Source organism: Streptomyces sp. NPDC006510, from assembly GCF_040611955.1.
Taxonomy (GTDB): Bacteria; Actinomycetota; Actinomycetes; order Streptomycetales; family Streptomycetaceae; genus Streptomyces.
In genome coordinates, this window is sequence record NZ_JBEXPH010000001.1 from 120408 (window position 1) to 143061 (window position 22654).

The 22654-nt window shown below is 71.0% G+C and carries 23 protein-coding genes and 2 pseudogenes; 10 read left to right on the forward strand and 15 right to left on the reverse strand.

Annotated elements, in window-relative coordinates; translation table 11 throughout:
• Positions 1 to 66: 66 nt before the first annotated feature.
• Together ABZY11_RS00610 and ABZY11_RS00615 are read right to left on the reverse strand one after the other, a co-directional pair.
• Complete coding sequence (locus ABZY11_RS00610) at positions 67 to 1062, reverse strand: aldo/keto reductase (RefSeq protein WP_356476990.1); 996 nt, start codon at positions 1060 to 1062, stop codon at positions 67 to 69.
• A 123-nt stretch (positions 1063 to 1185) separates the two neighbouring features.
• A complete protein-coding gene (locus tag ABZY11_RS00615; RefSeq protein WP_356477076.1) occupies positions 1186 to 3258 on the reverse strand; it encodes an N-acetylmuramoyl-L-alanine amidase in 2073 nt (690 codons plus the stop codon).
• 423 nt (positions 3259 to 3681) lie between these two features.
• On the opposite strand from ABZY11_RS00615, the gene ABZY11_RS00620 reads away from it, so the two are divergent.
• A complete protein-coding gene (locus ABZY11_RS00620) occupies positions 3682 to 4182 on the forward strand; it encodes a hypothetical protein (protein WP_356476991.1) in 501 nt (166 codons plus the stop codon).
• Between the two features lie 125 nt (positions 4183 to 4307).
• The gene (locus ABZY11_RS00625) at positions 4308 to 6341 is read left to right on the forward strand and encodes a serine/threonine-protein kinase (RefSeq protein WP_356476992.1); all 2034 of its coding nucleotides are present in this window, start codon (positions 4308 to 4310) and stop codon (positions 6339 to 6341) included.
• A 28-nt stretch (positions 6342 to 6369) separates the two neighbouring features.
• On the opposite strand, the gene ABZY11_RS00630 is transcribed toward ABZY11_RS00625, so the two are convergent.
• A complete protein-coding gene (locus ABZY11_RS00630; RefSeq protein ID WP_356476993.1) occupies positions 6370 to 6756 on the reverse strand; it encodes an Imm1 family immunity protein in 387 nt (128 codons plus the stop codon).
• Positions 6757 to 6979: 223 nt separating this feature from the next.
• Here ABZY11_RS00630 and ABZY11_RS00635 point away from each other — a divergent pair, with 223 nt between their 5' ends.
• Positions 6980 to 7597, forward strand: a complete 618-nt coding sequence (locus ABZY11_RS00635; protein ID WP_356476994.1) for a hypothetical protein — start codon at positions 6980 to 6982, stop codon at positions 7595 to 7597.
• Between the two features lie 21 nt (positions 7598 to 7618).
• Here ABZY11_RS00635 and ABZY11_RS00640 read toward each other — a convergent pair whose 3' ends face one another.
• Positions 7619 to 8005, reverse strand: coding sequence for a YwqJ-related putative deaminase (locus ABZY11_RS00640; RefSeq protein WP_356476995.1), 387 nt, complete (start codon positions 8003 to 8005; stop codon positions 7619 to 7621).
• Positions 8006 to 8140: 135 nt separating this feature from the next.
• Here ABZY11_RS00640 and ABZY11_RS00645 point away from each other — a divergent pair, with 135 nt between their 5' ends.
• Positions 8141 to 8725 carry a cysteine hydrolase family protein gene (locus ABZY11_RS00645; RefSeq protein WP_356476996.1) on the forward strand — a complete coding sequence of 195 codons (585 nt, stop codon included), beginning with the start codon at positions 8141 to 8143 and terminating at the stop codon, positions 8723 to 8725.
• Positions 8726 to 8843: 118 nt separating this feature from the next.
• Positions 8844 to 9494, forward strand: a complete 651-nt coding sequence (locus tag ABZY11_RS00650) for a hypothetical protein (protein ID WP_356476997.1) — start codon at positions 8844 to 8846, stop codon at positions 9492 to 9494.
• Between the two features lie 155 nt (positions 9495 to 9649).
• Here the strand turns inward: ABZY11_RS00650 and ABZY11_RS00655 are convergent, their stop codons facing one another.
• A complete protein-coding gene (locus tag ABZY11_RS00655; protein WP_356476998.1) occupies positions 9650 to 9892 on the reverse strand; it encodes an SDR family NAD(P)-dependent oxidoreductase in 243 nt (80 codons plus the stop codon).
• Positions 9893 to 10028: 136 nt separating this feature from the next.
• Positions 10029 to 10397, reverse strand: a pseudogene (locus ABZY11_RS00660) (class I SAM-dependent methyltransferase); the annotation flags it as partial.
• Between the two features lie 415 nt (positions 10398 to 10812).
• On the opposite strand from ABZY11_RS00660, the gene ABZY11_RS00665 reads away from it, so the two are divergent.
• Positions 10813 to 11403 carry a TetR/AcrR family transcriptional regulator gene (locus tag ABZY11_RS00665; protein ID WP_356477077.1) on the forward strand — a complete coding sequence of 197 codons (591 nt, stop codon included), beginning with the start codon at positions 10813 to 10815 and terminating at the stop codon, positions 11401 to 11403.
• Positions 11404 to 11438: 35 nt separating this feature from the next.
• A complete protein-coding gene (locus ABZY11_RS00670) occupies positions 11439 to 12062 on the forward strand; it encodes a helix-turn-helix domain-containing protein (RefSeq protein ID WP_356476999.1) in 624 nt (207 codons plus the stop codon).
• A 144-nt stretch (positions 12063 to 12206) separates the two neighbouring features.
• Here the strand turns inward: ABZY11_RS00670 and ABZY11_RS00675 are convergent, their stop codons facing one another.
• Positions 12207 to 12893 (reverse strand): GDSL-type esterase/lipase family protein, encoded by a 687-nt coding sequence (locus ABZY11_RS00675; protein ID WP_356477000.1) that lies wholly within the window; start codon positions 12891 to 12893, stop codon positions 12207 to 12209.
• A gap of 58 nt (positions 12894 to 12951) precedes the next feature.
• Here ABZY11_RS00675 and ABZY11_RS00680 point away from each other — a divergent pair, with 58 nt between their 5' ends.
• The 3 genes and pseudogenes from ABZY11_RS00680 (at position 12952) to ABZY11_RS00690 (ending at position 14920) form a co-directional block, all read left to right on the forward strand.
• Positions 12952 to 13944 carry a WD40 repeat domain-containing protein gene (locus ABZY11_RS00680; RefSeq protein ID WP_356477001.1) on the forward strand — a complete coding sequence of 331 codons (993 nt, stop codon included), beginning with the start codon at positions 12952 to 12954 and terminating at the stop codon, positions 13942 to 13944.
• Between the two features lie 4 nt (positions 13945 to 13948).
• Positions 13949 to 14446: pseudogene (locus ABZY11_RS00685) on the forward strand (GNAT family N-acetyltransferase); the annotation flags it as partial.
• Between the two features lie 72 nt (positions 14447 to 14518).
• Positions 14519 to 14920: a DUF4259 domain-containing protein gene (locus tag ABZY11_RS00690; RefSeq protein WP_356477078.1), complete on the forward strand. Its 402-nt coding sequence runs from the start codon at positions 14519 to 14521 to the stop codon at positions 14918 to 14920.
• On the opposite strand, the gene ABZY11_RS00695 is transcribed toward ABZY11_RS00690, so the two are convergent.
• From ABZY11_RS00695 to ABZY11_RS00730, 8 genes are all read right to left on the reverse strand, one after another.
• Positions 14921 to 15532, reverse strand: coding sequence for a Uma2 family endonuclease (locus ABZY11_RS00695; protein WP_356477002.1), 612 nt, complete (start codon positions 15530 to 15532; stop codon positions 14921 to 14923).
• A 147-nt stretch (positions 15533 to 15679) separates the two neighbouring features.
• Positions 15680 to 16798 (reverse strand): phosphoserine transaminase, encoded by a 1119-nt coding sequence (serC, locus tag ABZY11_RS00700; protein WP_356477003.1) that lies wholly within the window; start codon positions 16796 to 16798, stop codon positions 15680 to 15682.
• Between the two features lie 120 nt (positions 16799 to 16918).
• On the reverse strand, positions 16919 to 18127 hold the full coding sequence (locus ABZY11_RS00705) for a cytochrome P450 (RefSeq protein WP_356477004.1): 1209 nt from the start codon (positions 18125 to 18127) through the stop codon (positions 16919 to 16921).
• Positions 18124 to 19404 carry a cytochrome P450 gene (locus tag ABZY11_RS00710; protein WP_356477005.1) on the reverse strand — a complete coding sequence of 427 codons (1281 nt, stop codon included), beginning with the start codon at positions 19402 to 19404 and terminating at the stop codon, positions 18124 to 18126. The genes ABZY11_RS00705 and ABZY11_RS00710 overlap by 4 nt, the downstream gene beginning before the upstream one ends.
• On the reverse strand, positions 19401 to 20075 hold the full coding sequence (locus tag ABZY11_RS00715) for an ATP/GTP-binding protein (RefSeq protein ID WP_356477006.1): 675 nt from the start codon (positions 20073 to 20075) through the stop codon (positions 19401 to 19403). Before ABZY11_RS00715 ends, ABZY11_RS00710 begins: the two co-directional genes overlap by 4 nt.
• Positions 20056 to 20418: a DUF742 domain-containing protein gene (locus tag ABZY11_RS00720; protein WP_356477007.1), complete on the reverse strand. Its 363-nt coding sequence runs from the start codon at positions 20416 to 20418 to the stop codon at positions 20056 to 20058. The genes ABZY11_RS00715 and ABZY11_RS00720 overlap by 20 nt, the downstream gene beginning before the upstream one ends.
• The gene (locus ABZY11_RS00725) at positions 20415 to 20858 is read right to left on the reverse strand and encodes a roadblock/LC7 domain-containing protein (protein WP_356477008.1); all 444 of its coding nucleotides are present in this window, start codon (positions 20856 to 20858) and stop codon (positions 20415 to 20417) included. The genes ABZY11_RS00720 and ABZY11_RS00725 overlap by 4 nt, the downstream gene beginning before the upstream one ends.
• Complete coding sequence (locus ABZY11_RS00730) at positions 20855 to 22399, reverse strand: ATP-binding protein (RefSeq protein WP_356477009.1); 1545 nt, start codon at positions 22397 to 22399, stop codon at positions 20855 to 20857. Before ABZY11_RS00730 ends, ABZY11_RS00725 begins: the two co-directional genes overlap by 4 nt.
• Positions 22400 to 22654 lie beyond the last annotated feature (255 nt).

Here is a 22654-nt window from a genome sequence, read left to right on the forward strand (position 1 = left end):
CACCCACGCCCCCTGCGGGGACGGGACGGCGACGGCCCGGTGGTCCAACGGCCGGTCAGACGGTCCTCACCAGGCGAACGCCTCCGGCGAGGGCCCCGGACCCGGGAAGATCTCGTCCAGCGACGCCAGCAGCTCCGCCGAGAGGTCGAGCTCCAGTGCCCGCAGCGCCGAGTCCAGCTGCTCCCGGTTGCGCGGTCCGACGATCGGCCCCGTCACCCCGGGCCGGGTGAGCAACCAGGCCAGGCCGACCTCGCCCGGCTCCAGACCGTGCTTGTCGAGCAGGTCCTCGTACGCCTGGATCTTCTCGCGCTGCGCCGCGTTCTTCAGTGCGTCCGCGCTGCGGCCGGAGGCCGAGCGCCCGGCCGTGCCCTCGCGCTCCTTCTTCAGCACACCGCCCAGCAGCCCGCCGTGCAGCGGGGACCACGGGATGACCCCGAGGCCGTAGTCCCGCGCGGCCGGGATGACCTCCATCTCGGCGCGGCGCTCCATCAGGTTGTAGATGCACTGCTCGCTGACCAGCCCCAACGAGCCCCGCCGGGCGGCCAGTTCATTGGCCTGGGCGATCTTGTAACCGGCGAAGTTCGAGGAACCCGCGTAGAGGATCTTGCCCTGCTGGACCAGGACGTCGATCGCCTGCCAGATCTCCTCGAAGGGGGTGTTCCGGTCGACGTGGTGGAACTGGTAGAGGTCGATGTAGTCCGTCTGGAGCCGCTTCAGCGAGGCATCGACCGAGCGCCGGATGTTCACGGCGGAGAGCTTGTCGTGGTTGGGCCAGGCCTCGCCGTCGGTGCCCATGTTCCCGTACATCTTGGTGGCCAGGACCACCTTGTCGCGGCGTTCGCCGCCCTTGGCGAACCAGGTGCCGATGATCTCCTCGGTGCGGCCCTTGTTCTCGGCCCAGCCGTACACGTTCGCGGTGTCGAAGAAGTTCAGCCCCGTGTCCAGTGCCGCGTCCATGATGGCGTGGCTGTCCACCTCGTTGGTCTGCGGGCCGAAGTTCATGGTGCCGAGGACGAGGCGGCTGACCTTGAGTCCGGTGCGTCCGAGCTGTGTGTACTCCATGGGCACCAAGCCAACGCCTTCGAGTCCGCTCGAAGCAAGGGTGACCGGCACGCGACCGCCCCCGGGATCTGCCGAGTCCCGGGGGCAGCGCGTCATGCGGATTGCTTCAGACCGCCGTGCGGATCACTTCAGATACACGATGCCGTCGGTGGTGACCGTCGGCCGGCCCGAGGTGGCGACGACGACGATCTTGACGGTGTGCTTGGCACTGGACGACCAGCTCTTCGTCCACAGCGCGTCGCGGTACTTGGTGGTGCTGGACTTCAGGTCCACCGTGGACACCTTCACCCCGTCCACATAGACGTACACCTGACCGGAGGTGGTGGCCCGGGAGGCCACCAGCGCGACCGAGCGGCCGGTGAACGTCCAGCTCAGAGCGGCGCCCTTGGACGAGCTGGAGTACGACTTGCCGCCGAGGTAGCTGGTCGAGGACCGCGTCGTCCACGTACCGGACTTCGTCGCCGAGCTCTCCTGCACGATGACCGGTGTACCGGCGACCGACGCGGTGGCGGTGTTGCCCGCCTGGTCGTACGCCTTCATGGACCAGGTGGTCGCCACGCCCGACTTGGCGGTGTGCGAGGCGCTGGTGGTCGTCGGGCCGTAGGTCCTGGCGAGCGGTGCGGTGAGCCGGACCTCCTTGAGCGAAGCGGCGTCGGTGGCCTTCCACTTCAGGGTGACCGGGACGGCCGTGGTGTTCACCGTGCCGGTGCGCAGCGCCAGGTTCGGCTTGGTGGAGAACGTGGGCGCCGTCTGCTCGGCGACCACGGTGGCCGCCGCGGACGTGGTGACCTTGCCCGACTGGTGGGTCGCGCGGACCTGGACCTGGTGGGAGCCGATGGCGAGGGTGGCCGGCGCGGAGCCGGCGGTGCCCGCGGTGGTGGCGACGGACTTGCCGTCGACCAGCAGCTCGTACTTGGAGACGAACGCGCTCGGGGTGCTCGCCGACCAGCCCACGGTGACCGCGGACCTGGTGTAGTACGTGGTGCCCGAGAGCCCGGCGCCGGTCACCGACTTGATGGCCAGCCCGGTGACGGGGCCCGCGGCGAGATCGCGGATCGACTTCAGCTGTCCGTACAGCATGTTGCCGGGGCACTGGGTGTTGAAGCCGTCACGGTGCCCGGAGATCTGCTTGAAGGAGTACTTCGTACCGGCGGTGAACTGCGTGCCGAAGTAGTTGCTGCCGGTGGCGCCCGCGGTGAGCATGGTGCTGCCCGCCGGGTCGCCCTTGTACTGGCCGAGCTTCCACGCGGCGATCCGGGCCACCGACGTGGTCACCGCACTGGGCGCGGTCGCGTCCGTGTACGTGCCGATCACCGCGATACCGGTCGACTCCCGGTTGAAGCCGTAGGTGTGCGCGCCGAAGACCGGCCGGTCCACCCCGCCCTTGCGGCCCTCGAAGATCGTCCCGCACTTGTCGACCAGGAAGTTGTAGCCGATGTCCTTCCAGTGCTCGCTCTGGACGTGGTACGCGTACAGGCTGCGTACCACCGCCGCGGAGTCCGCGCAGGAGTAGGTGTTGCTCCCCGCGGTGTGGTGGACGAAGACAGCCTTGATGCCGTCCAGGTACTCCGGCGCCTCCGGGCTGATCGACTCGTCGGCGCCCCAGCCGGCCCGCGAGACGATCGGCGGCTTCGGCACGGTCGACGGCGGCGCGGGCGGCAGGGTCTCGGCCGGGGAGGAGCTCGGCGACGCCGAGGGGGTCGGGCTCTCCGGGGGAGTGGGCTCCTGGGTGGCCGGCTCGGACGGGGTCGGCGTCGCCGGTTCGGACGGCGTGGGCTCGGCGGGCGTCTCGGTGCCGTCGCCCGGCGTGGCCGGATCGGACGGGACCGGCTCGGCCGGGTCGGTGGTGGGCGTGGCCGACGGGTCCTCAGCGGGCAGATCGGCCGCGAAGGCGGCCGGGTCCGCGGCGAGCGTGCTGCCCCGGCCCGGGTCCACGGTGTCCAGCCGCAGCCCCGCGGGCAGCTTCGCGGAGACCTTGCCGCCCGCGTTGATCCGTACCTCCACACCGTTGGAGGGCCCCACCCAGCGCGGCTCGGTGCTCCCTCGTACGCCGGACCGGCCGGTCTCCGTACGCCCGTCCATGTCGGTTTCGAGCGGCACCCAGGACGTCCAGTTCCCGCTGGTGGCGGACTTGGTCCGTACTTCGACGGCTCCGGTGACCCGGGCCGCCGGGTCGGTCCAGGTGATGCCCAGCATGCTGAACGGTGCGGTGTCCCGCTTGCCGAGAACGGCGGACGTGCCGTCACCGCCGACCTTCAGCGAGGTCGCGCGCACCTCGGCCTTCGTGGGGCCGGACTTGGCGTCGGTGTCCACCGAGGAGTTGCCCGTCACCCCCTCGAATACCAGGACACCGGCCACGGCCGACGTCGCCACGGCGGCCGTGATCCAGATTCTTCGCTTCGAGATGGTTTGCTTCGGGATTCTGCGCTTCGATCTCAAGTCGTACCCCAAGGATCGTCTTCGATGTTCGTTTCTTGAGTCGCTGCGACAGGCGACAGCACAGGTCACACGTGACCAGTGGGGGGTACGAGTGCTACCGCGCGCATACAGCGGAGGCACAGCTTGCCATGCCCGGGTGACAGCCCGGCACCGCCCCCGCCGACGCGTAGCCTGGGTGCCGTGAACCCCGCACCCCGCGTTCTGGCCGTACTCGACGAACTGCTCCGTGGCGCGACCCGCGACGAACGCGGGGCGCTGTGGCAACTTGCCGAGCAGGGCCGGGAATTGGATGCCAACCTGGTGCGCCTTCCACCGGGCGGCGAGGTCGGTATGCACCAGGAGGACGTGCTGGACGTCCTCCTGGTCGTCGTCGCGGGCAACGGCCGGATCGACGCGGGGGCCGACTCGCTGGAGTTGACGCCCACCACCGTCGCCTGGCTGCCCCGTACCTCCCGCCGCGCCCTCGCGGCCGGCCCGGACGGCCTCACCTACCTGACCGTCCACCGCCGCCGCCCCGGCCTGACCATCAAGTCCGCGGCCCCGGCGGTGCCCGCGCCGTCGTACGAGGGCGGCGAGGCCCCCTGCATGCTGGACCGGGTCTGCCCGGGGTGCGGCCGGCTCTCGCCGGACCCGGAGCCGGTGTTCTGCAGCCGGTGCGGGGAGCGGTTCGCCGGAGGGTGAGTACGGACGGCCGAGGGGGTGGCCGGGGAGCGTCGCGCGATGACCGAATCGCAAGGTGCTGTGGGCCACTTCGCATATGACCGAGCGTCTAGTCTGTTGCCTCCATGTAGTCCACAGGGGGTCGCATGCACAGCGAGGGTACGGACGGTCGCGATTCGGACCACGGGCAGGGCGACGACTCCCCCCGTAGCGCCGACGGCCGGGCGGGCGACTTCCTCCGGAGCGACTCGACCGAACACGCACAGCCGTGGCCGGAGACGGAGTCGGAGCCGTCCCAGTCGCCGGACCGGGCGGCGGCCCCCGCACCGCACCATGTGATCGACGGCCGTTACGAGCTGCTGCACAGCCTCGGGCGCGGCGGCATGGGCGAGGTCTGGGAGGCGCTGGACACTCGCCTGGACCGTCACGTCGCCGTGAAGGGCCTGCTGGGCCGGGACGCCATCGGGGCGGCCACGCAGGAGCAGATGATGCAGCGGGCCCGGCGGGAGGCCGCGGCCATCGCCAAGATCAGGCACCAGAACGTGGTGGCGGTGCACGACAGGGTCGAGTCCGGCAACCAGGTCTGGATCGTGATGGACCTGCTCGACGCGCGTTCGCTGGCGGACCTGATGCGCGCGGAGCAGCGGCTCTCGGTGCGGCGGACGGCCGCGATCGGCCTTCAGGTGCTGGGCGGGCTGCGGGCGGTTCACGAGGCGCGGGTGGTCCACCGCGATGTGAAGCCGGCCAACATCCTTTTCGCCAAGGACGACTTCGCGATCCTGGCGGACTTCGGGATCGCGACCTTCGACGGCGCCGTCCCGCTCACCAGGGCCGGTGAGCTGATCGGCACCTTCAAGTACCTGGCGCCCGAGCTGCTCGGACAGACGTCGCAGGAGAGCGCCGCGACTCCCGCGTCCGACCTGTGGTCGCTGGGTGTGACGCTGTACGAGATGGTCGAGGGCAGGCATCCCTTCGACCGGCCGAACGAGTACGAGGTCCTGGTCGCCGCCTGCCAGTCCGACCCCCTTCCGATGGAACACGGCGGGGAGCTGGCCGGTGTCGTGGGGCAGCTGATGCACAAGGACCCGGGCCGGCGCCTGAGCGCGGCGAGCGCGGAGGACATGCTCCAGGAGATCCTCCGCAATTCCGCCGCGAAGCCGGACCCGGTACCCGAGCCTGCGCCCGTGCCGCCACCCGTACCCCCTCAGGCACTGCCCCCACCCCCGCCGCCCCCGCCGCGGCGACCGGAGAAGCGCGGCCGGAGCCGGCAGAAGGTCTCGGCGGCCGTGGTGTGCGCGGCATTGCTGGCCGGTCTCGGATGGTTCGCCGTGGACCGCATGCAGGGGGACGGCAAGGCGGACGCGGGCGGCCGTTCGGGGCCGGGCCCCGAATCGGAGCCGTACATCAAGACGCACCCGGTCCTGAAGGTGGGCGTCAAGGCCGACCAGCCCGGACTGAGCGAGCGGGCCAAGGGCGGCAAGTACCGCGGGTACGAGATCGAAATGGCCTATGCCATCGCGCACGACATGGGCTACCGCCGGGACCGGGTCACCTTCGAACCCGTGAGCAGCGAGAACCGGAGCACGATACTGCAGAAGGGCGATGTGGATCTGGTCATCGCCACCTACAGCATCACGGAGGAGCGCAAGCACGCGAAGTCGCCCGACTACAGCGTCGCGTTCGCCGGACCGTACTACGTGGCGAGCCGTAGCTTCATGGTCCGCAAGAAGGCGAAGGCGGTGTCGATCGACGACTCCAGGATGCTGCGGAACAAGCAGTTCGAAGTGTGTACCGCGAGGAGCTCGACGTACGAGTCATGGCTGCCCAAGGCGGGATACAACATGACGCAGTCGCTGCCGAGCGGCTACGACAGGTGCGTGCGCGACCTGCTGGACCCGACGTCGCCGGTCTACGCGGTGAGCACGGACGACGTCATCCTCGCCGGGTTCGTCAAGAACAACCCCACCGAGCTGAAGCGGCTGGACAGCGGTCCGGGAGCGGAGGGCTACGGCGTCGCCATGAATCCGGGTGAGAAGGGGCTGAAGGGGGAGGTGTGTTCGGCGCTGAAGAAGATCATGACGGACGGCGTCTGGGAGCAGCTGTACGCCGGTCACCTCGCCCCGCTGCTGAACAGGGAGAGTCCGCCGAACAAGCCGAAGCTGACGGAATGCCCGTCCTGACACCCTGACGCCTTGATCACGGGCCGGTTCAGCGGTCGACCACCCAGGCCGCGTCGGCCGGGGGTCGGCCGGTGGCGAGGATGTGGCGGACGATCCGGAGGGCTTCGTCGAGCGGCACGGTGTCGGCGTCGGGGTATTCGTCGGCCTGCCCGTTGGAGAGGACGAATCCGTCGCTCCAGTCCTCCGCCCCGGGGTCCGCGGCGTGCTCGCCGGGGTCGCCGGGGTATTCGAGCAGCATCACCATCGCCCGCTCGGTGTTGCTCACGACGAACAGGGTTCGCCCGGACGGGCTCTCCAGCAGCGATTCGAGCTTCCCGTCGGCGATCCTGGCCCGGAGCGCTTCCGCCACCGCGTCGGCGGACACCTCAACGGCGCCGTCGACAAGGACCCACGGCTCCGCCATCGGCTCCATCATGCGCAGCACGATCTCACACCGCGGATCGGGGTCGTGATCCGAGGTGTCTCCGGACCGCGACGCGGCGTGGGAGTTCTACCGGGCCCAGGCAGCCGCGTACGAGGACGGGCCACCCCACACCCCGTGGCGTGAACGCGTGGCAGCATTCGCGGCGGAACCGGGCGGGACGGCAACCTGACCTGACCGGGCTCGGTCGCGTACGGACGCTCTGTAGCCTCGCCCCATGGGAGTTGACATCACGGTGCTGATCGTCGACTGGTCATGGCTGGGCGAAGTGTCCGAGCGGGACCGGTTGTCGCGGCTGGAGGACGCCTGGGGTGCTGACGAGACAGGGCTGTGGGACCACGATGCCCCGGACGTCCAGGGCGACTGGACATGGCCGCAGGGGCCGAACAGCGCGCGCTTCGCCGTCTACGAATTCCTGCACACCCTGGGCTCGTACAAGCCGCACTTCTGGGCCACGCACCGCTGGGAGCGCGTCCGGGACCACGCCGATCCGCTGTTGCGCGCTGAGCTGGACAGCTTCTTGCTCGGGTTGATCTGGGACGGCATGGACGGCGAGTCGAGGCAGACGGACGAGGATTTCTTCTCCGACGACCCGGGAGGCTCGTACGGCCTGATGGTCGCCCGGTCACCGGAGAGTGTCCGAAAGCTGACCGCGACCTGGGAGGGCGTACGTCCACGGCTCCACGGGTTGCGCGAGGCGTTCACCGAGCACGCTGCGGTCCCCGACGGCTGGGTCGGCGACTTCGACGGGTTCGCCCGCCTGCTGGCGGAGTGGGGACGCGTCCTCACCGAAGCGGCCGGGCGGGGCTGGGGCATCGTGGGGCTGAAGGCGTAGGGCGGGGTGGGGGGTCCTGCGTCAGGACATCACCTGCACGCCCAACGTCTGCAGCAGCAGTCCGCAGACGTCGCACGGCTCGGTGGTCCTGCCGTGATCGGGGTGTCCTTGGCCGCGGATCATCTTGGAGATGATGGCCGATCCCGCGAAGTGCGGCGCGGCCTCGTCGAGAGTGGCCGGGCGGCTGTCGCTCCGCGCGGAGTCGAGCGCCCACAACTGGTCGGACACCAGGGCCGATTCGGCGCAGCACCCGGTGAACGGCTTGCGCACGTCGGCCGGCAGTGATTCGACGAACGACCGGATGGCGGGATGGAGATTGGCGGTGCCTTCCCCGACCAGGCTGGTGTGGCTGACCACCTGGCCGCCGATCAGCAGGGAGGAGGCTACGGCAGGGAATTGCTCAGACAAAGAAGTCCCCGTTCCACGCATGCGTTCACATCACATTGAGCTGAAGACCCTACCAACGGGCTCGGCAGCGCGCGGGGGGCACTCTCCGTCTCAAAACATGTGGAGGTGGCCGGTGCCGACGGACATGATGACGGCATGAGCCATCGCGCACTTCCCGTACAGGCACTGATCGTTGTCGACGTCCAGGCGGACGCGGTCGAGGGTGACCGGGCGGTGCCCGAGGCGGCCCGGCTGCTGGACCGGACGGCGGACCTGATCGCGCGGGCGCGCAGGGGCGGGGCGCTCGTCGTCCACGTACAGAACGACGGGCGGCCCGGAGCGGGGGACGAGCCGGGCGCGCCCGGGTGGGAGCTCCACCATCGCGTCGAGGCCTCGCCCACCGAGGTCGTGATCCGCAAGACCAGGGACGACGGGTTCCACGGGACGCCCCTGGGGGGCCTGTTGGAGGACTCAGGGGTGCGGGCGCTCGCCATCTGCGGCGTGATGTCCGAGATGTGCGTACAGGCGACGGCCCGTACGGCGCTGGCGCTGGGGTACCGGGTCGTCATGCCGCACGACGCCCACGCGACGCACGACATCCCGGCCGCGCCCGGGATCAGCGAGGTCGTCCCGGCCGCCGCGGTCTCACGGGTCGCCGAATGGGCCCTCGGCAGCGATCTGGAGGTCGTGGCGCGCGCCGCGGACGTGGAGTTCGCCGCGCCCACCCAGCGGGCCGGCTGAATCGTCCGGAGCGGGAACCGCGGCGCCCGGTCCTGTCGTCATCACGCGCGCGCCACCAAGCGCGGACCACGCCAAGTGCCGTGCGGGCCGCGCCACATACACGGACTCAAGGAGCAGCATGAGAGTTATCGGCAGTACGCGACCCCGTAGCGGCAGCCGAGGCAGCACCGTCTCCTCACCGCGACGCAGCTCTCGTGCGGCTCTCCTGAACGGCTCGAAGGCGGTGCTGGCCGTCGCACTTGTCCTCGGGGCGGCCACTGCCTGCAACAAGTCGTCGAGCGACGGTACCCACGAGGCCAAGGACTGGAAGGTCGGCGACTGCGCCGGGCCCGACAGCAAGGTGAAGGACGCCTACCAGCCGCTGGACTGCGGCGACTCCAAGGCGACGCTCAAGGCCCTGGAGATCAAGGACGGCGCCATCTTCTCCGATTCCATCCAGTGCCCGGCCGGCACGGACGCGATCATCTCGGTGAAGGTCTCCTTCGGTTCCGGCGACGCCAAGTCCGGCATTCCCAGCAAGACCATCTGCGGCCGCAACCTGAGCGGCGACCACCCCGGTGACGCCGGTGCGGGCGGCGGCCAGCTGGTGAAGGGCGACTGCGTGGACGACCAGGCCAAGGAGGTCGCCTGCGGAAGCGGCGGAAGCGGCGTGAGCAAGGTGCTCGACCTGACGAAGACCGCCGCGCAGTGCCCGACCGGCAGCAAGCCCCTGGAGCTGTTCCCGAGCCCGGGGCGGCCCTACGACGCGATCTGCACCGGCAAGGCCTGACCCGTAAGGGACGCACCACGGCCGGTGAAGCCCGAGCTTCACCGGCCGTGGTGCGTCCGCCTGGACCGACTGGTTGTAGAACCCCATCGGTGAGTACGTGCGCTCCCCCGAGAGGTCGTCGAGGAAGAGACGGCTCTGCCGGTGGTTGGGGGAACTCACCGTGACCACCCGGGATCGCGTCCGACGGACAGCAGGTCGAGCAGCAGCCCGGGGGTGAGCGCGAAGTGGCCCGAGTGATTGCAGGCGAACCGGAGTTCATGGCCCTGCGCGCTCAGTGACCGGGGTGGTGCCATCACCCCGGCGTTGTTGACGAGCACGTCCAGCCGTGGATGGTCGGCGCGCAGCCGGTCGGCGAAGGCCCGGACCGAGTCGAGATCCGCCAGATCGAGTCGGCGCACCTCCAGGTCGGCGTCCGGCTGCCCGGCGGTGATCTCCGCGGTCGCCCGGTGGCCTTCTCCTCGTCGCGGACACCGAGGCGGGCCGGGGCGGCGCCACTGCTTCCTGACGCCCGCTCCCGCCGCCCGTGTCCGGGTGGAGCGCGAAGATGTCGCCGCAGTGGAACCGGATGTCGGCCCCGGCCTCGCGGGCCCGGTCCCCGGCCCAGGCGAGGGCCGACGGGGACAGGTCCACCGCGTCGACCTCGTAGCCCGCCAGATACAGGGCGTTGCGGCCCGGCCCGCAGCCGAGCTCCAGGGCGCGGCCCGGGGCGATCAGGCCGCGGTCGGCGTACGAGGCGAGGCTCTCGTCCGGCTTCGCCACGAAGAACGGCACGGGCTTCTCCCGGTCCGCGTAGAAGCCGTCCCACCAGGAGCCCGCGTCCGCCGTCCACCGGTCGGCATCCCGTGCGAACAGGTTGTCCATGAGCCGCAGTACGTCGTCCGTCGTGCGTATGTTCCAGTCCACCCGGCCCCCCCTTTCCACCTGGGGAAATCGTAGATTCGCGAGGCCCCGGGGCCCAGTTGGACAGGGGCCGGCGAAACAGGCGGGCGGGAGCCTGACGGCCGGAGGAGTATGGGGGCGGCAACCCCTTTCGCGCGTACCGGCCTTGGCCGCAGGGGCACCCGCGCTGGGGCGTGAAGAGGCATGCTTCGCGCCCCCCGGCGGCTGCTTCTTCGGGAGTTCCGTTCCCCCCGTACCAGCAACGGGTGGATGGCTGATCGGACTTGGCCGAGGGATCACCCTGCGCGGGCCTCAGTGCGTGGCGGACCCACCACCGGCGGGGCGGAGCGGGGAGAGTGGGGGCAGCGGTACGGACGACGAAGGAGGACCGATGACGGGTGTCGTGGCGATCCGGCGGAACGGGGCGGCAGGGCAGTCCATGGAGCTCCTGGGAGCACGGGACCGACTCCTGCGGGCAGGGCGGGAGTTGTTCGGCGCGTACGGGTACGCGCACACGGGCGTCGAGGAGCTGTGCGCCCGCGCGAAGGTGCCCGTTCACGTCTTCCAGCAGGAGTTCCTCTCCCGGGAGGTGCTGCTGATGGCGCTGTACGACGAGGTGGCGACCCACGGGCTGCGCGCCGCCGAGAACGCCCTGATGGCGGAGGGCATGGAGGACTGCCCGACGGCGGAACGGGTCCGGCTGCTCTTCGACGCCTACGTGAGGGCGGTCACCGAGGACAAGTGCGCGGCCCGGGTGGCGTTCGTCGAGGTGCTCGGGGTGAGCCGGGAAGTGGACAACCACCTCGCGACCTGGCGGGCGATGTGGATCGAGTTCCTGACGTCCGAGGCCGAGCGCGCCGTGCGCCGGGGCGAGGCGGTGGCGAGCGACCACACGGTGACCGTCACGGTGCTGAACCACGCGGTGGACGAACTCATGGCCCACCACGGCCGCCGGCCCCGCCAGGTCGACGCCCGGTGGCTGACCGATGAGCTGACCCGGCTCTCGCTGGCCATGATCCTGCCGTCCTGACGGGTCCGGTTGCCGGGGCGGCAAATAATGGGGGCATGGCAGACGGCGCGCAGCATGCGGAACGACCGGACGACGACGAGATCACGACCGTCCTGACAGGCGTCGGCCCGCGGCTGCGGGCCCTGCGCCAGGAGCGCGGCACGACCCTGGCGCAGCTCAGCGAGACGACCGGGATCTCTCTCAGCACCCTCTCGCGCCTGGAGTCGGGCGGCCGCAAGCCCACGCTCGAACTGCTGCTGCCGCTGGCCAAGGCGTACGGGGTCCAGCTGGACGAACTGGTCGGCGCCCCGGCCACCGGCGACCCGCGCATCCACTTCCGCCCCTTCACCCGCGACGGCATGACGTTCGTACCGCTCACCCGGCACCTCGGCGGGCTGCACGCGTACAAGCAGATCCTGCCCGGCGGCCGCGGGTCCACGGGGCCGCTGGAGCAGCGGGTGCACGAGGGATACGAGTGGCTGTACGTGCTGGCGGGGCGGTTGCGGCTGCTGCTGGGAGAACACGATCTGGTGCTCACGGCCGGTGAGGTCGCCGAGTTCGACACGCGTACGCCGCACGCGTGGGCCAGTGCCGGGCCCGATCCGGTCGAATTCCTCAGCCTGTTCGGGCAGCAGGGGGAGCGGATGCACGTGCGGGCCCGACCTTCCTCGGAGCGGTGAGGCGCCCGCAGGCCGGGCAGGGCCGCCTGGCGGCGGCCGTTCTCCGTCAGCCCGCCGCCGTCGCTCCGGCCCCGCCTCGCCGTGCCGGGCGGGTCAGAGGTGCCGGGTGGCCGTTCCCGCCGAGTCGGTTCCCCTTGGGCGGGGTCACGGGCGGGGCGTGTACGGGCTGCCCAGCCCCCACGCCTGATGCATCGCGTCGGCGAACGCGCCCGCCAGCGCGTGCTCGCCGCTGGGGCCGGGATGCGTTCCGTCGTACGTGTCCTCGTGGATGTCGTACCCCGGAGGGCGGGAGGCCAGCAGGACCGGGGACATCGGGTCGTCGAGGTCGGCGACCGCCTTCGCCAGCAACTCGTTGAAGCGGTCGCACTCGGCGGCGAACGGGGCGTCCGACTCGGCCCGGATGTTCGGTATCACGGGCATCAGGACCATCTTGACGTGCGGGTTCGCGGTGCGTGCCGCGGCGATGAACGCCCTTGCGTTCAGGGCGGTCTGCTCGCTGTCCGTGTAGAACCCGAGGTCTATCAGGCCGAGCGAGACGAGCAGGACGTCCGTGCGGTGCCCGGCCACCGTGCCGGCGATCACCGGGGCCATGTGCAGCCAGCCCTCGCCCCAGCCGGCCAGGTGGGCGCGGGCCTCGGCGGGGAAGTCCGGCGCGCCGTACTCATGACCGACCGGGGCGTCCGCGGCCGTGTCGTACAGCTCGCTGCGCGGTCCGACGATCGCGAACGGCGCACCGAGGGTGGAGCTGAGGTGCTGCCACATCCGGTAGCGCCAGGTGAAGTCGCCGACGCGGCCGATGGTCATGGAATCGCCGACAAACGTGAACCGCATGGCGTCATCATCGCGGATCACTCCTGCCGCCTGCGACGTGACGATGGACACTTGTGCCATGCGTTCGTACCTGACTGTGTCCGGAGCCGCCGCGCTGCTCCTGTTCGCCGGGGCGGCTCCGGCCGTGGCCGACGACGGGGCCGACCGGAGCTTCACGATCGAGGACCCCCGGATCACCGAGTCCAGTGGCCTCGCCGCCAGCCGCGTCCACCCCGGCATCTACTGGACGCACAACGACAGCGACGACGGGCCGTACGTCCACGCCGTCGACTCCCGGACCGGGAAGACCGTCGCGACCATCACCATGAGCGGGGTGGGGCAGCCGCGCGACGTGGAGGCCATCTCGCTCGGCCCGGACGGCAATCTGTACGTCGGTGACATCGGTGACAACCTGAACGGCAGCTGGGACCACGTCTGGATCTACCGCTTCCCGGAGCCGGAGCAACTGAAGGACGCGACGGTCCGGGCCACCCAGTTCGACGTGAAGTACGCGGACGGCCCGCGCAACGCCGAGGCCCTGATGGTCCACCCCAGGACCGGACGCGTCTACATCGCGTCGAAGAACGAGGACGGCGGCGGGCTGTACGAGGGCCCCGCGAAGCTGACCACCGGCGCCACCAATGTCTTCCGGCGGGTGGGCGAGGTGCCGTGGGTGACGGACGGGGCGTTCTCGCCGGACGGCAAGGAACTGGTGCTGCGCTCCTACTTCAGCGCCCGGGGTTACGTCTTCGAGAACGGCAGGCTCAGCGCCGACCACGCGGTCCGGGCCCCGCTCCAGCGGCAGGCGGAGTCCGTGACGTACACGGCGGACGGCTCGGCGCTGATGTTCGGCTCGGAGGGGGAGCGGAGCGACGTGCAGCGGGTGGACGTGGACAGCGGCAACGGGGGCGACGGGAAGTCGCCGTCCCGGGGCGGCGACTCGTCGGCCTCGTCCGCCGGAGCGGGGAGCGCGGGCACCGGGGACGTGAAGGGGACGACCCTGACCGGGGTGCTCGTACTCGCCGGCATCGGCTTCCTGGTGTTCATGGGGCGGCGGCGGAAGGGGAAATGAGGGGATGATCCTGGATCCCGAGCCGTTCGTCACCGCCCGGCTGGACGCGCTGCCGTTGCGGGTCGGGTACGCGGACGAGATGGCGGCGGTGCTGGACGACCCGGCCCTGCACACGTACACCGGAGGCGCCCCGGAGACCGCCGACGATCTGCGGGCCCGCTACCGACGCCAGGCCGCCGGATCACCGGACCCCGGGGTGCGGTGGTGGAACTGGGTGCTGCGGGTACGGGGCGAGGGCCGGCTGGCCGGATACGTGCAGGCGACGGTGGACGTGCCGGGTGCGGAGGCGGAGATCGCCTGGGTGGTCGGGACGCGGTGGCAGGGGCGCGGGTACGCGAAGGAGGCCGCGGCGGGGCTGGTGGCGCACCTGCTGGGGGCGGGGCCGGGGGCGGTGCGTACTGTCCTCGCCCACATCCATCCGGACCACGACGCCTCCGCCACCGTGGCCGGTGCGGCGGGACTGGTGCCGACGGAGGAGTGGTGCGAGGGCGAACGGCGCTGGCAGCGCACCGCCGTTGTCAGTGGTGGATGCGAGAGTTACCCACGTACGGACAGCGCTTGCGGAGGGAACCTCATGGGCACCTGGGACACCGGCCATTTCGACAACGACACCGCCGCGGACTTCTCCGGCGAGATCGACGACGCACCGGAGGCCGGACGGGAAGCGGTGATCCGTAACGCGTTGACCGTCGCGATCGAGGCGGACTACCTGGACAGTGACGAGGGCGCTCCCGCCGTCGCGGCGGCGGCACTGGTCGCCTCCCAGTGCCCGGGCGGTGAGCCGGTGACCACCGCGTACGGCCCCGACAACCCCCTGCCCGCCCTCGCGACGGACCTGCGCCCCCTCGCGGTGAAGGCCCTCGACGCGGTGCTGGGCGAGAATTCGGAGCTGCGCGAGCTGTGGGACGACGCGGGGGACAAGGAATGGGTCCCGGGCATAGCCCGGCTCCGGGAGGTTCTGGTGGCGGCCGGGTGATCAGGCGCGGTAGCGGCCGGCCTGGATGAGCTTGTCGACGTCGAGGGTCACCGGGGCGCCGATCGACTCGGGCAGTGTGACGGTCTGCCCCGGGGCGTACACCTGGTGGCTGTCGTAACCGCCGCCCATGGGCTCGGTCAGGACATGCACCCGGCCGTGCCTGCGGTCGATGATCACGTACACCGGGATCTTGGCCTCGGAGTAGGCGGCGACCTTGTTGCGCAGGTCGTTGTTGTAGTTGCTGGAGGTGACCTCCAGGACGAGGCGGAAGACGGCGGGGTCGTAGCAGTTGTTCTCGACCAGATGCTCGTCGAGATCGGCGTCGACGACCGCCAGGTCGGGGATGGCGTAGTCGGCCGGGCCGCCGGGGAGCCACACGCCGATCCCTTGAAGGACCTCTGCCTCGCCGTCGTCGAGACCGGCTGCGATGAACGGGCGCATGACCTTGGTCAACACTCGGGCGTGCGGGGCGTCCGGGGATGGGGCCACTGTGATGACGCCTCCGATGATCTCGACGCGGTAACCCGGGTGCTGCTCCATGAGGCTGTTGGCCGTGTCGAGCAGCGATTCCGGCTCACCGTCACAGGGGTGCTCGACTGCTGCTGCAGACATTGCGGGCCTCCTGAAGGGGTGATGTCGAGGTCATCATCGTAGGCCGGTCCGGTCGCCAGTGCCCGAAAGCCGTTCCGCCACCCGACCGAGTGAACGACGAAGGGCCCCGCGCACCGGCGCGGGGCCCTTCGTCATGCGGGGTACTCGCTACAGCTTCTCGATCACGTAGTCGATGCAGGCGGTCAGCGCCTGGATGTCGGACGGGTCGATCGCCGGGAACATCGCCACGCGCAGCTGGTTGCGGCCCAGCTTGCGGTACGGCTCGGTGTCGACGATGCCGTTGGCGCGCAGCACCTTGGCGACGGCGGCGGCGTCGATCTCGTCCGCGAAGTCGATCGTGCCGATGACCTGCGAGCGCTTCGCCGGGTCGCTGACGAACGGGGTCGCGTACTTCGACTCCTCGGCCCAGCCGTACAGGTTCCGCGCCGAGTCGGCCGTGCGGCCGGTGGTGAAGTCCAGGCCGCCCTGGGTGTTCATCCAGGTCAGCTGCTCGTTCAGGAGGAACAGCGTGGCCAGCGCCGGGGTGTTGTACGTCTGGTTCTTGAGGGAGTTGTCGATCGCCGTCGGGAGCGAGAAGAACTCCGGGATGTGGCGGCCCGAGGCGTGGACGCGCGCGGCGCGCTCCAGGGCGGCCGGCGAGAAGACGCCGATCCAGAGGCCGCCGTCGGAGGCGAAGGACTTCTGCGGGGCGAAGTAGTAGACGTCCGACTCGGTGATGTCGACCGGCAGGCCGCCGGCGCCGGAGGTGGCGTCCACCAGGACCAGGGAGCCCTCGTCGGCGCCCGCGACGCGCTTCACGGGCGCGGCGACACCGGTCGAGGTCTCGTTGTGCGTGAAGGCGTAGACGTCGACGCCCGCCTCGGCCCGCGGGTCCGGGTGGGTGCCCGGGTCGGAGGCGATCACGGTCGGGTCGGCCAGCCACGGAGCGAGCTTGGCGGCCTTCGCGAACTTCGACGAGAACTCGCCGAAGTTGAGGTGCTGGGACTTCGTCTCGATGAGTCCGTGCGTCGCGATGTCCCAGAAGGCGGTGGAGCCGCCGTTGCCCAGGATCACCTCGTAGCCCTCGGGGAGGGAGAAGAGGTCGCGCACGCCCTGACGCACCGCGCCGACCAGGTTCTTGACCGGGGCCTGGCGGTGGGACGTACCGAGAAGAGACGTACCGGTGGCGGCCAGCGCGTCGAGCGCCTCCGTCCGCACCTTGGAAGGACCGGCGCCGAAGCGTCCGTCGGCGGGCTTGATGTCAGCGGGAATCTGGATATCGGCCACGAACCGGAGCGTAGTGCCTCACGGACACGGCCGAGCACCGTGTCCGTCGGATGAGACACCCGCTCCGGTCCGTGGACGGCGTGCGGGGGGACGCCGAAGCAGCCGGGCGGGGGATGCCGGTCAGCCCAGGTCCACCGGCAGGTCGTGCAGGTCGTTCTGGGTGACGATCGGCTTGTTCCGCAGCTCGGACGCGGGTACGGCGAGCTCCAGCTCCGGGAACCGCTCGTACAGCGCGGGCAGCGCCACGCCCGCCTCCAGCCGGGAGAGCGCCGCACCCGGACAGACGTGCGGGCCGTGGCCGAACGCGATGTGGCGGTTGGGGGAGCGGGTGATGTCGAAGTCACCGGCGGTCGGACCGTGCTGCGCCTCGTCGCGGCCGAGCGCGCCGAAGGAGACGATCAGCGCCTCGCCCTTGGGCAGGACCTTGTCGCCCACCTCGACGTCCTCGGTGGCGAACCGGATCAGGACGTGCGACGTGGGGGTGTTCCAGCGCAGGGTCTCCTCGATCACGTTCTCCCACGGCACCTCACCGCTCAGCACCTGCTCGCGCTGCTCGGGGTGCGTCTGGAGCGCGACGACCGCGTTCACGATCAGGCTGATCGTGGTCTCGTGACCGGCCGCGATGATCAGCTGGAGGGTGTTGACGATCTCCTCGTCGGTGAGCCGGTCACCGTCCTCGGAGGCCGCGATCAGGGCGCTGGTGAGGTCGTCGCCCGGGTTCTCCCGCTTGCCGTCGACGATCTTCGTGAACAGCGCGCCGAGGTCCGCCATCATCTGCGGGACCTCCTCGGGCGGCGTCTGCGTCGAGAAGAACTTCTCGAACAGCTCCTTCAGCCGCGGGTGGTCGGCGCTGTCCACGCCCATCAGCTCGCTGATCACGTTCATCGGCAGCGGGTAGGCGAACTCCGCCTTCAGGTCGATCCGCTCGCCCTTCGGCAGCGCGGCCAGCCGGTCCAGGCTCGCCGTGGTCAGCGCCTCGATGCCGGCCCGCAGTCGCTCCACCCGCTTCACCGTCAGCGCCTGCGCGACCAGGGTGCGCAGCCGGCGGTGGTCCGCGCCGTCGACCGTGAGCATGGAGCGGCCCGGATTGGCGAGGCCGATCAGCGGCCAGTCCATCGGTATCTCGCCGCGCTGCCAGGCGTTCCAGACGTTGATGTCCTTCACGATCCGGCTGTCGGTGAGCAGCTGCCGCGCCTCGGCGTGGTGGGTGACCGCGTAGCAGTGCACCCCGCCCGGCAGTTCCACCTCGGCGAGCGGGCCCGCGGCCCGCAGCCGGGCGCTCTCGCCGTCGAGGTCGGTGACGAAGGGGTCGAGGACGATCCGGGTCATCTCTGGCCTCCGGTGTCGGTTCCCGCCGCGGGTCCCAGGGCGAGGGTGGGCGTGAAGGTCAACGGCAGACCGGTCAGGCCCCGCAGCCACGGGGACGGGCGCCGGGTGAGCTGTCCGGCGGGGACGGCGAGGTCGATGTCCGGGAGCCGGTCGAGCAGTACCTCGATGCCGGTACGGGCGATGACCTCGGCGGTCTCCTGGGCCGTGAACGGGCAGCGGTGCTCGCCGTGGCCGAAGGAGAGGAAGGCGTTGTTGCCGCCGGTCATCGCGGAGCCGTCGGTGCGGACCTGCGGGTCCGCGTTGGCGGCGCCGATGCCCAGCAGAAGCAGGTCGCCCGCCTGGATGTGGCGGCCGCCGAGACGGGTGTCGCGCGAGGCCCAGCGGCCCGCGACGTTCTGCGTCGGGGTGTCCTCCCACAGGACCTCGTTCATGGCCTCGGCGACGCTGTGCCGGCCGCCGGAGAGGGAGGCGGCGAACCGGTCGTCGGTGAGCATCAGCCGCAGCGAGTTGCCGATCCAGTCGGCGGTCGGCTGGTGGCCCGCGGCCATCATGACCATCAGGTCCTGGGCGACCTCCTCGTCGGTGAAGTGGCCGCGGTCGGCGATCATCCGCGAGGCGACGTCGTCGCCGGGCTCGGCGTGCTTGTCGGCCAGCAGCTGGAACATGGACGAGGCGAGGTGCTGCTGGCCGGCCAGCGCCCGCTCCCGGCCGTCGATCATGTCGTTGAGCGAGCCGACGAGCGCGTGGGCGATGGTGTCGTCGAAGCCGTAGATCTTCGCCAGGACGAGGGCGGGCAGCAGCATCGCGTAGTCGGCGATGATCTCGGTGCCGCCGGTGGCGCAGAACCGGTCGATGAGACCGTCGGCGAACTCCTCCGCGTACCGCTTCAGCGCGAACGGGTCGACGGCCTCCAGCGCGTTGCTGATCATCGCGGCGCGCTCGGTGTGCCGGGGGCCGACCGTGTAAAGGATCGACGGCTGCTTGCGGCCGATCATCGGCAGCAGCGGCCAGTCGTCGGGGATGCGGTCCCACTGGCTCCACAGGTCGGAGTCGCGGCTGAACAGCACCGGGTCGCCGGTGACCTGGTGCAGTTCGCGGTAGCCGATCACGAGCCACGCGGGGACGTCACCGTCGAGGACGACCGGCGCCACGGACCCGTGGTCGCGGCGCATGTCCCGGTAGAGCCCGGTCGGATCGGTCTGGAACCGGGGGCCGGAGAGCGGCACGCGGCCCTGGGAGACGGGGCAGCCGGAGGATGGTGCCGGGGGCTGGGTCACGGGGTGGGCTCCGGGGTCTTCTCCGGCGCGGTCTCCGGACGGGCGGCGGACGGGTCGGTTTCGGGGGCGCCGGACCGGGCGGCGGCCCCGCCCCGCGAGAGGGCGTGGAGGTACTCGACCAGCGTGATCAGCACGTACTTGCTGGACGAACGGTCCCGGGCGTCGCATTCCACCAGGGGCACGTCGTCCGAGAGGGCGAGCGCCTCGCGTATCTGCTGTTCGGTGTGGAGCGGGCCGCCGAAGTCGTTGCACGCCACGATGAACGGCGTGCCGTGGTGCTCCAGCCGGTCGATCGCGTACCAGGAGTCGGCGAGCCTGCGGGTGTCGACGAGCACGACGGCACCGAGGGTGCCGGAGAACAGCCGGTCCCACAGGAACCAGAAGCGTTCCTGACCGGGGGCGCCGAAGAGGTACAGCACCGAGCGCTCGTCGAGCGAGATCCGGCCGAAGTCGAAGGCGACGGTCGTGGACGTCTTCGACTGCACACCGTCGAGGTGGTCGACGGCCTCGCCCGCGCGGGTCATGGTCTCTTCGGTGTTCAGCGGACGGATCTCGCTGACGGAGCGGACCATGGTGGTCTTGCCGACGCCGAAGCCGCCGACGACGACGATCTTCAGTCCGTTGTCGGCCGTCGCCCGCAGGGCGGCACGGTCAGAGGTTGCGGAGTCCAACGAGCACCTGTTCCAGGATGTCGGGGTCGGGGAGCCGGTCCGCGACACGGGCAGTACGGGGGTGACGGGCGCTGATCCGTCCGGTGTCCAGCAGATCGGACAGCATGATCCGGACGATGCTGACGGGCAGGCCGAGGGCCGCCGCGATCTCCACGACCGCGGTGGGCAGTTGGCACATCCGCAGGATCGTGACGTGCTCCGACTGCATGCCGGGGCTCGGCTCGCACTCGGAGACCACCAGCGTCACCAGGTCGAACGCGTCCGAGTCGGACCGGCTGCGCCCTCCGGTGAGGGTGTACAGCCGGTCCGGATCGTCGTCCCGGCCGGGGCGGGGGCGGGTCATACGGCCGCGTTGGCGTCGGTGGTGGTGACCTCGGAGGCCGCGGGGGAGCGGGGCGGGGCGCTGAGGTGCTCGCCGAGCTGCTCGACGAGTTCGCTCATGTTGTGGCCGATGAGGCCGACGTCGGAGTCCTCGGAGGCGACGACCGCGAGATGGGCGCCCGCGCCCGCCTCGACGATGAAGAGCACACCGCCGTAGAACTCGGCCATCGCGGACCGTACGCCGCCGGTGCCGTCACCGAACTCGACGGAGGCGCCGTGCGACAGGCTCTGGATTCCGGCCGAGATCGCGGCCAGCTGGTCGGCCTGGTCGACGGAGAGCTCGGGGGTGCGGCACAGCTTGAGGCCGTCCCTGGACAGGACGAGGGCGTGACGAGTGCCGGGGGTGCGCTCCAGGAGCCCCTCCAGCAGCCAGTTGAGCTTCTCGTCGGTGGTGGCGGTCATCGGGTGTTGCCTTCTTCCGGGTACGGGGAATTGGCCCGAACAGCCTGGCGGAAGCTGCTGAAGCGGGCTGCCTGTTCCTTGGGGTCGGAGGTGCGGGGCCGGGGGGTCGCGGCGCCGTCGGCGTGGGTGTTGGCGCGGGCCTCGGCGGCGGCGAGGGTACGGCCGCGGGGGCGCTTGGGCAGCCCGCTCTCGCCGAACCGGGGCAGGTTGCCGGTGGTCTCGGACGTGGGGGAGTCCGTGGCGGAGTCCGCCGGGGCGGGTCCGGCCGGCTCGGCGGCGGCCGGTGCGTGCTGCGGGTGCTGGGCGTCGGTCGTGGCCGCTGTGCCCGTCGCCGTGCTCGCCGCAGTGCTCGCCGGCGCGGTGCCGTGTGCGGGTTCCGGCTCGGGCACCGGCCGGGACACCGGGGCGGGGGCCGCTACCAGGGTCCGGGTGAGGAGCTCCTGCGGGAGCATCATCAGGGCGCCCGTGCCACCGCGGGCGGAGGGCCGGAACGAGACGGTCAGGCCGTGCTTGCGGGCCAGCCGGCCGACGACGGCGAGGCCGAGCCGGGTGCCGGAGAGCCCCACCAGGTCCTGGGTGGCCGACACCGCACGCTCGGCGCGGCGCAGCTGCACATCGCTCATGACCAGGCCGCTGTCCTCGACGGTCAGGACGATGCCGGCCGGCACCTCCTCGACGTACACATGGACTTCGGCCGTGGGCGGCGAGAAGTTGGCGGCGTTGTCGAGGAGTTCGGCGAGCGCGTGCATGACGCCCTCGGCGGCGTGACCGGCGACCGCGACATCGCTGGTGGAGTGGAGCCGCACCCGCTGGTAGCCGCTGATCCGGCCCATGGCGCCGCGCAGGATCGACTCCATCACGATCGGCTTCGCCCAGCGCCGCCCGGAGCGGGCACCGGTCAGCACGGCGATGGAGTCGGCGAGCCGGCCCGCCTGGGCGGTGCGGTGGTCCAGGTGCAGCAGATCGCCGAGCACGTCCTCGGCGGCGTGCCGGTGCTCCATCTCGCGCAGGTCGGCGAGCATGCTGGTGGCCAGGGCCTGCATCCGGCCCGCGGCGTTGGCGCAGGCGGCGACTGCGGCCGAGCGCTCGGTCTCGCTGCGGGTCGCGCGGGCGGTGAGCCGCGCGATCTCCACGGTGAGCCGTTCGGTCTCGGCGGCGGCATGTGCGGTGAGCCGCGCCGTCTCGGCCTCGGCCGCGGACCTGAGGCGTGCCGTCTCGGCCGCCGCGGCGGACTTGATTCGGGCGGTCTCGGCGGTGAACCGCTGGCCCTCGGCCGCGGAGGCGGACACGAGGCGGCTGATCTCGCCGGTGAACCGCTGGGTCTCCGAGGCGAGTCGGGCGCGCAGACGGTTGGCGTTGGCACGGGCCTGGACGGCGACGGCCACGGCGGCGGACAGCAGCACGGCGGCGGCACCCGCCCCCCAGGCCAGCTCGGTCCGTACCGAGTCGGGGGCCGCGACGACCGCCCACAGACACAGGGATCCGGTGACGGCCAGCGATATCAGCAGGGCCACTGCGGTCGGCCGGGATGAGGGGCTCAATGGGAGTCCTTGGGAGCGGACGGGGGCGGACGGAACGGACGGGGTCGGACAGATCGGGCGGGTCGAATGGTTCGGATCGGGACAGTTCGGAGCAGCGGGAGTGAATGCGGCAACTGGAGCTGACAATTCCAAGGCAAGTCTCGGCCACTATATGAGAATTGACGCTCTCTTTGGGAAGATCTTGTGGCGTTCTCTGTTACGTATGTGACTATGCGTCCGACGTATTCCGACGTATTGACGTATTCAGGGGAAACG

What these genes read in the sequence shown, in the direction of transcription:
- ABZY11_RS00690 (WP_356477078.1), top strand. Translation starts at nt 14,519, where the DNA reads ATGGGCACCTGGGACACCGGCCATTTCGACAACGACACCGCCGCGGAC.
- ABZY11_RS00630 (WP_356476993.1), bottom strand. Translation starts at nt 6,756, where the DNA reads ATGATGGAGCCGATGGCGGAGCCGTGGGTCCTTGTCGACGGCGCCGTT.
- ABZY11_RS00680 (WP_356477001.1), top strand. Translation starts at nt 12,952, where the DNA reads ATGCGTTCGTACCTGACTGTGTCCGGAGCCGCCGCGCTGCTCCTGTTC.
- ABZY11_RS00725 (WP_356477008.1), bottom strand. Translation starts at nt 20,858, where the DNA reads ATGACCGCCACCACCGACGAGAAGCTCAACTGGCTGCTGGAGGGGCTC.
- ABZY11_RS00665 (WP_356477077.1), top strand. Translation starts at nt 10,813, where the DNA reads ATGGAGCTCCTGGGAGCACGGGACCGACTCCTGCGGGCAGGGCGGGAG.
- ABZY11_RS00645 (WP_356476996.1), top strand. Translation starts at nt 8,141, where the DNA reads ATGAGCCATCGCGCACTTCCCGTACAGGCACTGATCGTTGTCGACGTC.
- ABZY11_RS00610 (WP_356476990.1), bottom strand. Translation starts at nt 1,062, where the DNA reads ATGGAGTACACACAGCTCGGACGCACCGGACTCAAGGTCAGCCGCCTC.
- ABZY11_RS00670 (WP_356476999.1), top strand. Translation starts at nt 11,439, where the DNA reads ATGGCAGACGGCGCGCAGCATGCGGAACGACCGGACGACGACGAGATC.
- ABZY11_RS00720 (WP_356477007.1), bottom strand. Translation starts at nt 20,418, where the DNA reads ATGACCCGCCCCCGCCCCGGCCGGGACGACGATCCGGACCGGCTGTAC.
- ABZY11_RS00650 (WP_356476997.1), top strand. Translation starts at nt 8,844, where the DNA reads ATGAGAGTTATCGGCAGTACGCGACCCCGTAGCGGCAGCCGAGGCAGC.
- ABZY11_RS00705 (WP_356477004.1), bottom strand. Translation starts at nt 18,127, where the DNA reads ATGACCCGGATCGTCCTCGACCCCTTCGTCACCGACCTCGACGGCGAG.
- ABZY11_RS00675 (WP_356477000.1), bottom strand. Translation starts at nt 12,893, where the DNA reads ATGCGGTTCACGTTTGTCGGCGATTCCATGACCATCGGCCGCGTCGGC.
- ABZY11_RS00625 (WP_356476992.1), top strand. Translation starts at nt 4,308, where the DNA reads ATGCACAGCGAGGGTACGGACGGTCGCGATTCGGACCACGGGCAGGGC.
- ABZY11_RS00615 (WP_356477076.1), bottom strand. Translation starts at nt 3,258, where the DNA reads ATGCTGGGCATCACCTGGACCGACCCGGCGGCCCGGGTCACCGGAGCC.
- ABZY11_RS00635 (WP_356476994.1), top strand. Translation starts at nt 6,980, where the DNA reads ATGGGAGTTGACATCACGGTGCTGATCGTCGACTGGTCATGGCTGGGC.
- ABZY11_RS00695 (WP_356477002.1), bottom strand. Translation starts at nt 15,532, where the DNA reads ATGTCTGCAGCAGCAGTCGAGCACCCCTGTGACGGTGAGCCGGAATCG.